Source organism: Rhizobium sp. CB2179 (assembly GCF_057653455.1).
On record NZ_CM172781.1, the window covers coordinates 2,384,926 to 2,398,677 of the forward strand.

At 63.1% G+C, this 13,752-nt stretch carries 14 protein-coding genes; 11 read left to right on the forward strand and 3 right to left on the reverse strand.

From position 1 onward, the window contains the following. Positions 1 to 2: 2 nt before the first annotated feature. The 3 genes from AC244Q_RS11925 to AC244Q_RS11935 all read right to left on the reverse strand — a co-directional run bounded on the left by AC244Q_RS11925 (position 3) and on the right by AC244Q_RS11935 (position 3,290). Complete coding sequence (locus tag AC244Q_RS11925; protein WP_012757887.1) at positions 3 to 1,067, reverse strand: sensor histidine kinase; 1,065 nt, start codon at positions 1,065 to 1,067, stop codon at positions 3 to 5. Between the two features lie 277 nt (positions 1,068 to 1,344). Next, entirely contained in the window at positions 1,345 to 2,790 is a 1,446-nt protein-coding gene (locus tag AC244Q_RS11930) for an MFS transporter (RefSeq protein ID WP_017994413.1), read from the reverse strand. Between the two features lie 149 nt (positions 2,791 to 2,939). Next, entirely contained in the window at positions 2,940 to 3,290 is a 351-nt protein-coding gene (locus tag AC244Q_RS11935; RefSeq protein WP_245274017.1) for a hypothetical protein, read from the reverse strand. Positions 3,291 to 3,361: 71 nt separating this feature from the next. Between AC244Q_RS11935 and AC244Q_RS11940 the strand changes: the two genes are divergently transcribed. The 11 genes from AC244Q_RS11940 to AC244Q_RS11990 all read left to right on the forward strand — a co-directional run bounded on the left by AC244Q_RS11940 (position 3,362) and on the right by AC244Q_RS11990 (position 13,751). Continuing rightward, positions 3,362 to 4,687: an ABC transporter substrate-binding protein gene (locus tag AC244Q_RS11940; RefSeq protein WP_011652417.1), complete on the forward strand. Its 1,326-nt coding sequence runs from the start codon at positions 3,362 to 3,364 to the stop codon at positions 4,685 to 4,687. A 123-nt stretch (positions 4,688 to 4,810) separates the two neighbouring features. Continuing rightward, positions 4,811 to 5,779, forward strand: coding sequence for a carbohydrate ABC transporter permease (locus AC244Q_RS11945; RefSeq protein ID WP_017994414.1), 969 nt, complete (start codon positions 4,811 to 4,813; stop codon positions 5,777 to 5,779). Continuing rightward, positions 5,776 to 6,729 (forward strand): carbohydrate ABC transporter permease, encoded by a 954-nt coding sequence (locus tag AC244Q_RS11950; protein ID WP_017994415.1) that lies wholly within the window; start codon positions 5,776 to 5,778, stop codon positions 6,727 to 6,729. Before AC244Q_RS11945 ends, AC244Q_RS11950 begins: the two co-directional genes overlap by 4 nt. After that, a complete protein-coding gene (locus tag AC244Q_RS11955) occupies positions 6,726 to 6,938 on the forward strand; it encodes a hypothetical protein (protein WP_003560267.1) in 213 nt (70 codons plus the stop codon). The genes AC244Q_RS11950 and AC244Q_RS11955 overlap by 4 nt, the downstream gene beginning before the upstream one ends. A 3-nt stretch (positions 6,939 to 6,941) precedes the next feature. Continuing rightward, a complete protein-coding gene (locus AC244Q_RS11960; RefSeq protein WP_012757892.1) occupies positions 6,942 to 8,039 on the forward strand; it encodes an ABC transporter ATP-binding protein in 1,098 nt (365 codons plus the stop codon). Continuing rightward, positions 8,032 to 9,060, forward strand: coding sequence for an ABC transporter ATP-binding protein (locus tag AC244Q_RS11965; protein ID WP_012757893.1), 1,029 nt, complete (start codon positions 8,032 to 8,034; stop codon positions 9,058 to 9,060). The genes AC244Q_RS11960 and AC244Q_RS11965 overlap by 8 nt, the downstream gene beginning before the upstream one ends. Before the next feature lie 53 nt (positions 9,061 to 9,113). Further along, on the forward strand, positions 9,114 to 10,757 hold the full coding sequence (locus tag AC244Q_RS11970) for a dihydroxyacetone kinase subunit DhaK (protein ID WP_113545864.1): 1,644 nt from the start codon (positions 9,114 to 9,116) through the stop codon (positions 10,755 to 10,757). A 46-nt stretch (positions 10,758 to 10,803) separates the two neighbouring features. Continuing rightward, entirely contained in the window at positions 10,804 to 11,424 is a 621-nt protein-coding gene (gene dhaL / locus AC244Q_RS11975; RefSeq protein WP_113545865.1) for a dihydroxyacetone kinase subunit DhaL, read from the forward strand. Beyond that, on the forward strand, positions 11,421 to 11,819 hold the full coding sequence (gene dhaM / locus AC244Q_RS11980) for a dihydroxyacetone kinase phosphoryl donor subunit DhaM (RefSeq protein ID WP_003540653.1): 399 nt from the start codon (positions 11,421 to 11,423) through the stop codon (positions 11,817 to 11,819). The genes dhaL and dhaM overlap by 4 nt, the downstream gene beginning before the upstream one ends. Further along, complete coding sequence (locus AC244Q_RS11985) at positions 11,819 to 12,163, forward strand: HPr family phosphocarrier protein (RefSeq protein ID WP_017994418.1); 345 nt, start codon at positions 11,819 to 11,821, stop codon at positions 12,161 to 12,163. Before dhaM ends, AC244Q_RS11985 begins: the two co-directional genes overlap by 1 nt. Beyond that, a complete protein-coding gene (locus AC244Q_RS11990) occupies positions 12,147 to 13,751 on the forward strand; it encodes a putative PEP-binding protein (RefSeq protein ID WP_113545866.1) in 1,605 nt (534 codons plus the stop codon). The genes AC244Q_RS11985 and AC244Q_RS11990 overlap by 17 nt, the downstream gene beginning before the upstream one ends. Position 13,752 lies beyond the last annotated feature (1 nt).

A 13,752-nucleotide genomic window follows, 5' to 3' on the forward strand; every position in this document is an offset into this window, starting at 1 on the left:
CGCTACTTCACCTCGTGCAACGAAAACACCAGCGTCGCCTTGGTTCCGTCGTGGCCGGGGTCATAGGCGAAATCCGATTTCAAGCTGGCGGCCATCGCCGTCAAAATGCGTGTACCAAGGCCGGTTCCCCTGGCCGGGCTCGATGGGTCGAAACCGGCGCCGTCATCCTCGACGATGACACGCAATGCCTCGTCCGTCTGGTCGACGATGACGCGGATCTCGCCCGGCACGCTGTCCGGATAGGCATATTTGAAGGCATTGGTGACGAGCTCGCTGACGATCAGCCCGAGCGTGATCACCTTGTCTGTCGCCAGATTGACCGGCTGCGCGGTGAGCACGATCCGGTGCGGTCGCTTGTCGTCGCGCATCGAGGTTTCGAGTTCGGTGAGCAAGCTGTTCAGATATTCGTCGACCTGCACCGAGCCGACCTGGCGGTTGGTATAGAGCCGGCGGTGCACGCTGGCGATGGCATTGATGCGCATCTGCGTTTCGTGCAGCGCGTCGATCGCCACTTGATCCGTGGTCATCGAGGATTGCATACGGATCAGCGCGCCGACGAGGCCGAGGCTGTTGGCGATGCGGTGATTGACTTCGGTAAGCAGCATTTCGGCAAGGTCGCGCTGCTGGCGGATCACCTCCTGCGCCTGCGCCGTCTCGCGGCGAAAACGCGCCCGCTCCAGCGCCTGTTCGAGGGCGGCGGCGAGCAGGTCGAAATAATCGGCTGAGATCCCCTTCAGCATGTAATCGTCGGCGCCGGCCTTCAGCGCCGCGACCGCGATGCTGGTATCGTCCGAACCCGTCGCATAGATCACCGGCGGATGATCCGGCATCGCCGTGATGCAGGGCAGAATGTCGAGGCCGGTCTCGCCGGCCAGGATATGATCGAGCAAGACGGCGTCGATACCGCCTTCGCCGAGTCTCGCAAGGCCGGCCGCGCCGCTCTCGGCCCGCTCGACCGAAAAGCCACGCCCACGCAGGTTTTTCTGCATCAGTAGGGCAAGCCCCTCGTCGTCGTCGATATAGAGGATGTGGATCAGGGCATCCGCATCGCCGCTAGAATTGCTCATTCGGTCTCCCGGCGTTCTCTCGCAGCGACGACCGCCCGCAAGCGTCCGAGTCGTCCGCATGGCAATGTCGTATTGTATTGGCCGCCCGGGGTAAACAGCGGTTATCCCTCGCTCTTGTTGCAGGCGGCGCGGAAGAAGGATGTCGGGAATCCGGCATTTTCAGAACATAACCCTGGCCTGGGGAGGATCCCATGGAAGCCGTTGAAGGAGATGGGGAAACGAAGAACCTGAAATGAGATGCATAAACGCCGAGCGGCCCGATTGGTTCCGCAGCAAGCTAACTTTTCTGGAATTTCCGATGGCCGGATACTTCGGCCCCCGCCTCCGCCGGCAATTGCAGGAAGCGCAGCGACGAGACGACGCCGATCGCGCCGACCACGACGAAAGCCCAGCGGAAATCGGCAAGAACCGGATTGTCGGCGCCCCTGAGAGCCGAGCCGATGTTGAGCACGGCCGCCGCCACCGCCACGCCGAGCAGCATCGATACCTGCTGCAGCATGCTCGACAGCGTCGAGGCCGAGCTTCGCTGCGCCGGGCCGATATCGGCGAAGGCCAACGTGTTCAAAGCGGTGAATTCCATCGAGCGCGACAGGCCGGCAAGGAAAAGCAGCGCGTGGATGAAAAATGGCGGCGTCTGCGGCGAGAGGAAACCGCAGCCGACGATCGAAAGCGCGGCGATCAGCCCGTTGACCCCAAGCACTGTGCGAAAGCCGAAGAAGCGCAGCAGCGGCGTCGTCACCGCCTTCATGCTGAAATTGCCGAGGAAATAGACGAGCAGATAGGTGCCGGCGGCAATCGAGCTGAGGCCGAAGCCGAGCTGGAACAGCAGAGGCAGCAGGAACGGCGTCGCATTGATGGCCATCCGGCAGGCCGTGCCCGCCGACAGCGTCGACATCGAGAAGGTCTGGATGCGGAAGGCAGAAAGGTCGAGCAGCGGATTGTCGACGGCAAGGAAATGCCGCGTCGCCATGACAGACAGTACGATGCCCGCCGCCAGCATTGATATGACGGGCAAAAGCCCGCCGTCCCATTTGACCGAGAGTTCGAGCGCGGCGAGCAGAAAGGTCAGTCCCGCAGCGCTGAGGACGAAGCCCAGGAGATCCAGCCGGCCCGGATTGGTCTCGCGCTGCTCCGGCACGAAACGCAGCACCAGCGCGATGCCGAGAATGCCGATCGGGATGTTGATGAGGAAGTTCCAGTGCCAGCTGGCATAGGTGGTGATGAAGCCGCCGAGCACCGGGCCGATCACCGGCGCCGTCAGTGCCGGCCAGGTGATCAGCGCGATCGCCTGGACGAGTTCCGACTTGCGGGCATTTTTCAGTACGATGATGCGCCCGACCGGCGTCATCAGCGCACTGCCCGCCCCCTGGACGGCGCGCCACAGCACAAATTCCGCAAGGCTGCCGGACAGCCCGCAAAACAGCGAGGCGCCGGTAAAGACAGCGATCGACATCAGGAAGATGCGGCGTGCGCCGAACCGATCGCCAAGCCAGCCGGACAGCGGAATGAAAGCGGCCATCGTCAGCATGTAAACGGTGATGCCGATGCTCATCGACACCGGCTGCACGCCGAAACTTGCCGCCATCTGCGGCAACGAGGTGGTAACGATCGTGCCGTCGAGGATCTGCATGAAGAAGGAAACGGCAACGACCAGCGCCACGATCTTCGCCTGGCGGCCGCTCGCCGCCTCTTGCCCATTCTCGCTCGTCTCTGCCGTGGTCATCGATCTGCCAATAAAAATTCCGGATGACGCGGCAGGGAAACGGGAAGGAAGCCGATCGAAGATCTGACGCGCGGAGGTGCGCGGACATGGAAAGCCGCGCACTGGCTGAATACGCCCGTTGCATCCGGCCGGAAAGGCTAAATCTCGCACTACGCAGGAATATTCCCGATGCAGCCGGATAGCTGGCCACTATCGATCCCAAGAAAGGATTCAAGAAAAAGGCCCCGCCGAAGCGAGGCCAAGCTTGATCCGCTCCGGGGAAAAACAGGAGCGGCGCGCAGTCCATACCGTGTGATCCATGTCGCAGCGAGGCCAGATGTCGCTGCATCGGTACGCTCGCCAAAGAATTTTTCGCGATCTGCCGAAAAACGATCGGCCCCAAAACTATCCGCCGATGTGGCGCGACACCTGTCGCATTGCAGCAACGATTGGCGCTTGCAATGTTTATAAAAATAGATATCACTAAACATATTGCTAAACATGATGATTGAGGAGTTCATGTGAGCATTCTCTGAAGTGGGTGAACATGCGACGCCGGCGGGGAGCCGGCCCTTGGTTCTGGGAGGAACTTATGCAGAAAACATCGAAAGCCCTTTTCGGGCTGGCCACGGCATTCGTCATGTCGTCGGCATTGCCCAATCTCGCCAAAGCCGATGAACTGACGCTGTGCTGGGCCGCATGGGACCCCGCCAATGCGCTGGTCGAGCTCTCGAAGGATTTCACCGCCAAGACCGGCACGCAGATGAAGTTCGAATTCGTTCCCTGGACGAGTTATGCCGATCGCTTCCTCAACGAGCTGAATTCGCACGGCAAGCTCTGCGACCTGATCATCGGCGACAGCCAGTGGATCGGCGGCTCGGCAGAGAACGGCCATTACGTCAAGCTCAACGACTTCTTCGACAAGGAAGGCATCAAGATGGATGACTTCGTGCCGGCGACGGTCGTCGGCTACTCGGAATGGCCGAAGAACACCCCGAACTACTGGGCGCTGCCCGCCATGGGCGACGTCGTCGGCTGGACCTACCGCAAGGACTGGTTCGAGAAGCCGGAACTGCAGAAGGAATTCAAGGAGAAATACGGCCACGATCTCGCAGCGCCGAAGACCTACGACGAACTGAAGCAGATCGCCGAGTTTTTCCAGAAGCGTGAGATCGACGGCAAGACCGTTTACGGCGCCTCGATCTATACCGAGCGCGGCTCCGAAGGCATCACCATGGGCGTCACCAACGTGCTCTACGACTGGGGCTTCCAGTACGAGAACCCGAAGAAGCCCTATGACATGGAAGGCTTCGTCAACTCGGCCGACGCGGTCAAGGGCCTCGAATTCTACAAGTCGCTCTATGATTGCTGCACCCCGCCCGGCAGCTCCAACGTCTACATGGTCGAATCCGCCGACGCCTTCAAATCCGGCCAGGTCGCCATGCAGATGAACTTCGCCTTCACTTGGCCCGGCCTTTACAAGGACGAGAAGGTCGGCGGCGACAGGATCGGCTTCTTCCCCAATCCGGCTGAAAAGGCGCATTTCGCCCAGCTCGGCGGCCAGGGCATCTCGGTGGTCTCCTATTCCGACAAACGCGATGCCGCCCTGCAATACATCAAGTGGTTCGCACAGCCCGATGTACAGGCCAAATGGTGGGAACTCGGCGGTTTTTCCTGCCTGAACTCCGTCGTCAATGCGCCAGGCTTTGCCAAGAGCCAGCCCTATGCCCAGGCCTTCCTGGACTCGATGGCGATCGTCAAGGATTTCTGGGCCGAGCCGAGCTACGCCTCGCTGCTGCAGGCCATGCAGAAGCGCGTCCATAATTACGTGGTCGCCGGCAACGGCACTGCCAAGGAAGCGCTCGACGGTCTGGTGAAAGACTGGAGCGACGTCTTCAAGGACGACGGCAAGATCTGACGCGTGTCATCCCTGATGCGTGCCATCCTCGTCAGGATGGCGGCCCGGATCGGCAGACGAGCCGGGCCGCCAGATCTCTCATATCCTAATAGACCCCGTACCCCAAAAATACCAGGTGAAGACTTGACCATTTCCCATTCCTCCATCGTCGAGAAGGCAGCCGATGCGACTGCGAGGGCAACGCCCTCCTCGGTCGCCCGGCGCGTCCGCGGCCTCTCCGACAGGGCGATCGCCTGGCTATTCATTGCGCCTGCCATCACTCTGCTGTTAGCGATCAACATCTTTCCGCTGCTTTGGGCGGTCTATCTCTCTTTCACCAATTACCGCGCCAACCGGCCGAATGCGCCGGTCCTGGGTGTCGGCTTCGGAAATTACCAGCGCGTCCTCAACGATCCGGATATCTGGCAGGCGATGCAGACCACCGCGCATTTCGTCTTCTGGACGATCGTGCTGCAGACGGTGATCGGCTTCACGCTCGCCTATCTGATCGACCGCAAGTTTCGCGGCCATGCCTTCTGGACGACAATCATCCTCATCCCGATGATGCTGTCGCCGGCCGTGGTCGGCAATTTCTGGCGCTTTCTTTACGAGCCGCAGATCGGCCTCTTCGCCTACGCCGTGTCGATGGTATCCGGCATTCCGACATCAGATATCCAGATGCTCGGCAACGTGACACTGGCGCCCTGGGCGATCATCATCGTCGATACCTGGATGTGGACGCCCTATGTGATGCTGATCTGCCTGGCAGGCCTGCGCTCGATCCCAGACTATATCTACGAGGCGGCCGAAGTCGACCGCGCCTCGCCATGGCGCCAGTTCTGGTCGATCACCGTGCCGATGGCCCTGCCCTTCATCATGCTCGCCGTGCTTTTCCGCGGCATCGAGAATTTCAAGATGTTCGACATGGTGACGCTGCTGACCGGCGGCGGTCCGGGCTCCGTCACCGAGGTCGCCTCGATCACGTTGAAGCGCGCTGCCTTTGAAAGCTGGGCGACCGGCCGGGCCTCGGCCTTCGCCATCATCCTCTTCGTCGCGGTGTTCGGCCTCGCCAACATCTACGTCAAGGCATTGAACAAGGTGAAGCAACGATGAGCGCCGCCAACTCAGCCCATTCGGTCGTCGAACCGAGCCTGTCCAGCAAGCGCATCGCCGGCACGATCGTCGTCCTCTATGCGCTGATCACCCTCATCCCGCTCGTCTGGATCTTCCTGACCAGCATCAAGTCGCCGCCGGATTCGATCAGCTATCCCCCGAAGATCGTCTTTTCGCCGTCGCTCGAAGGCTATTGTAACCTGTTCACGACGCGCACGCGACAGACCCCTGATTATATCGCCTCGCTGCCGGCGCCGGTCGGCACCTGCGATGAGGTGACGCGCAAGCGCAATATGGTGATCGCCGGCCCGTCGAATTTCCTGCCGCGCTTCGTCAATTCGCTGGTGATCGCCTTCGGCTCCACCTTCCTCGCGGTCTTCCTCGGCACGCTCGCCGCCTACGGTTTTTCCCGCTTCAAGATACCGCTCGCCGACGACCTGATGTTCTTCATCCTGTCGACGCGGATGATGCCGCCGATCGCCGTCGCCATTCCGATCTACCTGATGTACCGCGAGCTCGGCCTGTCGGACACGGCCTTGGGCATGATCCTGCTCTATACCGCCGTCAATGTCTCGCTCGCCGTCTGGCTGCTCAAGGGTTTCATCGACGAAATCCCGCGCGAATATGAAGAAGCGGCGATGATCGACGGCTATACGAGGCTGCAGGCCTTCCGCAAGGTCGTGCTGCCGCAGGCAACGACCGGCATTGCCGCCACCGCGATCTTCTGCCTGATCTTCGCCTGGAATGAATATGCCTTCGCCGCGCTTCTGACCTCGGGCGAGGCCCAGACCGCGCCACCCTTCATCCCGACGATCATCGGCGAAGGCGGCCAGGACTGGCCGGCGGTCGCTGCAGGAACGACGATCTTCCTGATCCCGATCCTCGTCTTCACCATTCTCCTGCGTAAGCAGCTGCTGCGCGGCATCACCTTCGGAGCCGTCCGCAAATGAGCCACCTGATCGAAACACGCACCCCTGCCCGTCCGAAGCGGCCGTTCTTCCTGCGCCGCGGCCCGATGGAGACCATCGCCACCGTGCTGATCGGGCTCGGCTTCCTGATGCTGTTCCAGCCCTTCCTGCTGGTGCTCTACACCTATTCGCTGGTGACCCTGCTCGCAGGCACCGTCATGTTCATCATCGTCTCGAAATTCCCGGAGTGAACCATGGCGGATATCCGGATCGAAAATCTCCGCAAGGAATTCGGCAGCTTCGTCGCCGTCGAGGATTCGAGCTTCACCGTCCATGACGGCGAGTTCCTGGCACTGCTCGGTCCATCAGGCTGCGGCAAGACGACGACGCTTCGCATGATTGCCGGCCTCGAGCTGCCGTCGAGCGGCAAGATCTATCTCGACGGCGAGGATGTCACCTTCAACCGCGCCAGCGCCCGCGACATCGCCTTCGTCTTCCAACTCTTCGCGCTCTACCCGCATATGAACGTGCGTAAGAATATCGGCTTCCCGCTGCTGTCGCAGGGCATGCCCAAAGCCGAAATCCGTCAACGCGTCGAAGAGACCGCCCGCCTGCTGCAGATCGACCATATTCTCAACCGCTCGGTCTCGGGCCTTGCCGGCGGCGACCGGCAGCGCGTGGCGCTCGGCCGCGCCATCGTCCGGCGCCCGAAATGCTTCCTGATGGACGAGCCGCTCGGCACGCTCGATGCCGAGTTCCGCGAGATCATGGTCCACGAGCTGCGAGAACTGCACAACCGCATCCATGCCACCACCGTCTACGTCACCCACGACCAGCACGAGGCGATGGCGATGGCCGACAAGATCGCCGTCATGAACCATGGCGTCATCGAGCAGTTCGGCACGCCGCAGGAGATCTATGCCAAGCCGGCGACCATGTATGTCGCCGATTTCATCGGCTCGCCGCCGATGAACTTCATGCGCTTCACCTCGGGCCTGAAAAGCGGCGACAAGTCGATCCTGCTCGACGGCGTCGATGTCGCCGTTCCTGAGATCCACCAAGACATGGCCGAAAGCCAACTGGCGCTCGGCGTCCGGCCGGAGCATATCCGCTTCAGCGACGCCTCGGCGCTGCGCGGTGCCGTCTATGGCAGCGAATATCTCGGCACTAACCAGGTCGTGGCTGTGGAAACCCAGGGCGGCCTGATCAAGGCCCGCGTTCCCGCCAATCGCAGCTTCCAGATCGGCGAAAGGGTCGGCCTCGAATTCAACCCGGCGAAACTCGCGCTCTTCGACTGCACATCGGGCCGTGCCGTACCGTCCTCGCTCTATCAGGAGACCCGGCATGGCTAATGTCGTCCTCAGGAACCTCGCCAAGCGCTTCGGCGACACCCAGGCTTTGGCCGACCTCGATCTTTCGATCCGCGACGGCGAGTTCGTCGTGCTGCTCGGTCCCACAGGCGCCGGCAAGACCACGACGCTGCGGCTGATCGCCGGCCTCGAAAAGCCCGACAGCGGTGGCATCGAGATCGGCGGCCGCAATGTCGCCGCCGAAGCGCCCGCCGAACGCGACGTCGCCTTCGTCTTCCAGCAATATTCGCTCTATCCGCATATGACGGTTTACGAGAACCTCGCCTTCCCGCTGAAGGCGCCGGTCCGCAAACTCAGCACTGCGGAGATCGACCGGCGCGTGCGCGAAGTCGCGCGCATGGTCCGGATCGACCACAAGCTGGAGAACCGCTCTACCAGGCTTTCCGGCGGCGAGATGCAGCGTGTCGCGATCGGCCGGGCGCTGGTGCGCCGGCCGGCGATCTACCTGATGGACGAGCCGCTGTCCTCGCTCGACGCCAAGCTGCGCGCCGAACTGCGCCTGGAGCTCAAGCGTATCCAGAAGGAACTGGGCTCGACTTTACTCTATGTCACCCACGACCAGGTGGAAGCCATGACCATGGCCGACCGCATCGGCATCGTCGCCGAGGGACGGCTGATGCAAGTGGGAACGCCGCGCGAAATCTACGGCAATCCCGCCAACCTGCATGTCGCCGCCCGCCTCGGCCAGCCGCATATCAACCTTCTGCCGGCGGACCTGCTCCCGGGCGGTCAGCCGCCGGCCGGCACGAAAACCGTCGGCGCCCGCACCGAACATCTTGATATCGTCGTCGGCAAAGATGCCAACGCCGAGATCGACTGGATCGAACATCTGGGCGACCAGAACCATCTGCACATCAGGGTCCGCGATCCCAGGCAGGCCGCGCGGGAACACAAGCTCGTCACACTTGCGGATCCATATCTGGCGATTGCGCCGGGCGACCGGATCAGCCTGACGCTACGTGATCCGCTTTATTTCGATGTGGCTGGACAGCGCCTGTCCTGACCGGCAAACAGACTTGATGATGGCATGAAAAACAAACAGACGGGTCTCAATCGATGAAACACTTCTTCAACCGCAGGGAAAACATCGTCACCGAAGCCTTGGACGGTCTGCTTCTGACGAGCAGCAAGGGTCGTCTTGCCCGCCTCGACAGCTTTCCCGACATCAAGGTGATCCTGCGCGCGGACTGGGACAAGTCGAAGGTGGCGATCATATCCGGCGGCGGCGCCGGCCATGAGCCCTCCCATGCCGGCTTCGTCGGTAAGGGCATGCTGACGGCTGCCGTATCCGGCGAGATTTTCGCCTCGCCGAGCGTCGATGCCGTGCTGACGGCGATCCGCGCCGTGACCGGCGAAAAGGGCGCCCTGCTGATCGTCAAGAACTACACTGGCGACCGGCTGAATTTCGGCCTCGCCGCCGAAAAGGCGCGCACCGAAGGTTTCGACGTTGAAATGGTCATCGTCGCCGACGACATCGCCATCCCCGAGATCAACCAGCCCCGCGGTGTCGCCGGCACGCTCTTCGTCCACAAGATCGCTGGCTATCATGCCGAAAGGGGCGAGGACCTGAAGACGGTCGCAGCCCATGCCGCCGCGGCAGCCGGCGACATCGCCTCGCTCGGTATGTCGCTTTCCACCTGCAGCGTACCCGGTCAGGCGCATGAGGACCGTCTCGGCGAGAACGAGGGCGAACTCGGCCTTGGCATCCATGGCGAGCCCGGCGTCGAACGCATCACTTTGCAGCCGGTCGCCGATATCGTCGCCACCATGGTGGCGCGCCTGTCGCCTGCGCTGCGCGAAGGGGCAAGCCACGCCCTCCTCATCAACAATCTCGGCGCCGTGCCGCCACTTGAAATGACCGTCATTGCCAATGCCGTGCTGTCCTCGCCGCTTGGCCGCCGCGTCCGGCTGATCATTGGCCCGGCGCCGATGATGACCGCGCTCAACATGAACGGCTTCTCGCTGTCGCTGATCCGGCTGGACGCCGTGCGTGAGGCCGCGCTAACGGCAGCGGTCGAACCGCATGCCTGGATGCCGGCCGTCGAACGCCACGAGATCCAGATCATCGCCGCACCGAGAACATCAGCCGGATTGAACGGCGCGAACGGCGCAGCTGGAGATGACGCCCACAACCGGCGCCTGATCACGGCACTCTGCGAACATCTGATCTCGCAGGAAAGCGAACTCAACCGGCTGGATGGCCGCGTCGGCGACGGTGATACCGGCTCGACGGTGGCGACGGGCGCCCGCAGCGTGCTGGCCCGCCTCGACACACTGCCGCTCGACCGGCCGGCCGCAACCCTTGCCTCGCTTGGCGATATCCTCGGCACCAGCATGGGCGGATCGAGTGGCGTGCTGCTATCGATCTTCTTCACCGCCGCAGCAAAGGCGATGGCTGACAAGGCCGATATATCAGCAGCCCTTCTTGCCGGGCTCGACAGGATGACGTTCTATGGCGGAGCCGGAGTCGGCGACCGGACGATGGTCGATGCGTTGTCGCCTGCCCTGCAGGCGCTCGCATCCGGCGATGTCGCCGCCGCGGCAAAGGCTGCGGCAGCGGGGGCGGAGTCGACGAAGGCGATGACGAAGGCGAAAGCCGGACGCGCCTCCTATGTCGGCGAAAGGGATCTGGCGGGCGTTGCCGATCCCGGCGCCGTCGCGGTTGCCGGCGCGTTCGGTGTGGCGGCAAGCCTCGCCTGACCAAAGAGACGCTTGAAAGCCCGCGGGAGGCGCGGCGACAGGGAGGATGACAGTGCAGGCGGAACCGGTGCTTGTGGCAGGGTTGATCGAGGTGTGCCGCGCGACGATCGCGGCAAACACCGATCATCTCTGCGCGCTCGATCGCGCCATCGGCGATGGCGATCACGGAACCAACATGCGGCGCGGCTGCGAGGCGGTGAGCGCCGAAGGCGAAAGCCTGTCCAGCCTGCCCTTCCCCGACGCCATGGAAAAGATCGGCCTGACGCTGGTGATGAATGTCGGCGGTGCCGCCGGGCCACTCTACGGCACGCTGCTGATGGAGATCGGCCGCGAGCTTCGCAAAAACGACGAGAAGGCCGATTTTTCCCTGGTGCTGAAACAGGCGATCGATGCCGTCGCCAGACGCGGGCGTGCGCATGCCGGCGACAAGACCCTGCTCGACGTGCTCTATCCCGTCCATGCCGCGCTGGCGAAGCGGTCTCCGCTCGGTGACGTCGCCCGCAAGGCCGAACGTTCCGCCAGCCGCACGGCTGACATGAAGGCGATGCGCGGGCGCGCGGCCTATCTCGGCGACCGTTCGATCGGCCATGTCGATCCCGGCGCGTCGAGCTGCGCGCTACTGACCACGGCGATCTGCCGCTATCTCGGGGAGCACCGCCCGCAATGAATGGAAAGACCGCAAATGTGGGTATCGTGATCGTCTCCCACTCGCCGCTGGTGGCAAGGGGGATCGCCGATATGGTGCGACAGATGGTGGGCGACAGCGTGCCGCTCGCCTGGTCGGGCGGCAATGTCCATGGCGAACTCGGCACCGATGCCGGCGGTATCCTCAGGGCGATCGAGGCCGCTTGGTCCGATGCCGGCGTCGCCGTCTTCGTCGATCTCGGCGGTGCTGAAACGAACAGCGAGATGGCGATCGAAATGCTGGGCCTTCCCCGCGCAGCCCTCGTCTCCATCTGCAACGCGCCTTTGGTTGAAGGCGCCGTCATCGCCGCCGCCGAGGCGTCGGGGGGCGCTTCGCTGGCCAAGGTCGTCGCCACAGCCGAGGAACTGTCCCCCTGATGACAACAGGATTGCGTAGTGAAAAACAGGAGCCCGATCCATTGCATGTGAATTGCCAGACGGAGGTAGAAGTCAAGCACGGCGTCGGGCTGCATGCCCGCCCCTCCGTCACCTTCACGCGGCTTGCCAAGTCCTTCCCCTGTTCGATCGAGATCGCCGTCAACGGCAGCGATGTCTGGCTGAACGGCAAGAGCATCATCAAGATCATGGGCGCGCGAATCCGAAAAGGGTCGATCCTTAGAATACGGGCCGACGGCATTCTCGCCGAAGAGGCGATCCGCGCCCTGAAGGAACTCATCGAGCGCAACTTCGATGAGGAAAAGAAACATGGCCGAACCGCTTAGACTGAAAGCCAAGAGCGCATCCCCGGGCATCGCATCCGGCCCGGCCTTTCTCGCGGAGGAGCCGAAGGCTCCTTCCGCTGCCGAGCAGCCGGACACCGCCCCTGCGTCCCGAGCCGTCGGGGGATACGGCGCGCTGGAGAAGGCGATCGACATCTCGATCAGCGAACTCGAGCACCTTGCCGATGGAGCCGACGCCGAAAGCCGGGATATCATCGATTTCCAGATCGAGGTGCTGCGCGATCCGACGATCGCGGAAGCGACCGGCGCACGCCTGGAAGCCGACGAGAATGTCGTCTTTGCCTGGGTCGCCACCCTCGACGCCTATATCGGCGAACTCGAAGCGGCCGATGAAGAGCAGATGCGGGCACGCGCCGTCGATATTCTCGACATCAAGAACCGCGTGCTCGGCGCGCTCGCCGGCACCCCGATTGCCGATTTCCCGCCCGGCTCGGTCTTCGTCGGCAAGGACATGGAGCCGAGCCGCTTTCTCGCCCATGACTGGTCGAAAGGCGGCGGCATCGCGCTGTTCGCAGGCAGCACCGCCGGCCATGTCGCCCTGCTCGCCCGGGCGAAATCGGTGCCGATGGTGATCGGCACAGGCCGCTTTTCAGCCGCAGACGGAGATCCTGTCAGCGTGGATGGCAACGCCGGTGCGGTCATCCTGCAGGCGGGCAGCATGCTGATCCCGCCGCTCGCGCCTGCACAAGAACCCGCCGGCGACACGCAAACCACCGGCGGCGAGTTGCGCACGGCGGACGGCGTGCCGATCCTGCTCTCGATCAACATCAACGATCCCGCCGAGATCGATGCGCTCGATCCGGCAACGGCAGGCGTCGGCCTGATGCGCTCGGAATTTTCGATAACCTCAGTGGCCGATGCCGCCAATGAGGAACAGCAGTTGGCGATCTATCGCCGCGTACTGGAGCAGGCAGGCGACAGGCCGGTAACGATCCGCATGCTCGATATCGGCGGCGACAAGCCGCTCCGCGGCCTGGAAGATCTGCCGGCTCTTGCCTCGGGCCTACGCGGCATCCGACTGCTGCTTGCCCGGCCGGAAATCGCCCGCGTCCAAGCCCGCGCCCTGCTGCGCGCCGCCGTCTTCGGTAGGCTGTCCGTAATGCTGCCGATGGTGACCTTTCCCGACGAAATCGACAGGATGCGCGACATCTTCCGGGAGGAAGCCGAAAAGCTCGGCCGCCGCGCCCTGCACCACCGAATGCCGCCGATCGGCATGATGGTGGAGGTGCCGGCTGCCGCTTTGATGCTCGACGCCTTCGGGGCGGCGGCATTCTTCTCGTTCGGAACCAACGACCTCACCCAATATCTTGCCGCCTCCGCCCGCGACGATATCGACGCCGATGCCGGCAAGGCTGCACCCGCCGTGCTCCGGCTGCTTGCCCAGGCGGTGAAGCTGACCGCCGGCAAGCCAGTCAGCATCTGCGGCGACATGGCCGGCAATCCGCACTATCTGCCCGGCCTGCTCGCCGCCGGTCTTAGGCATTTTTCCGTGGCGCCGGCCCGGCGTCCCGCGATAAGATCGGCGATCATCGGCCTCAACGCCGATGGCACAAAGGCTGCCGGAGAGTAGA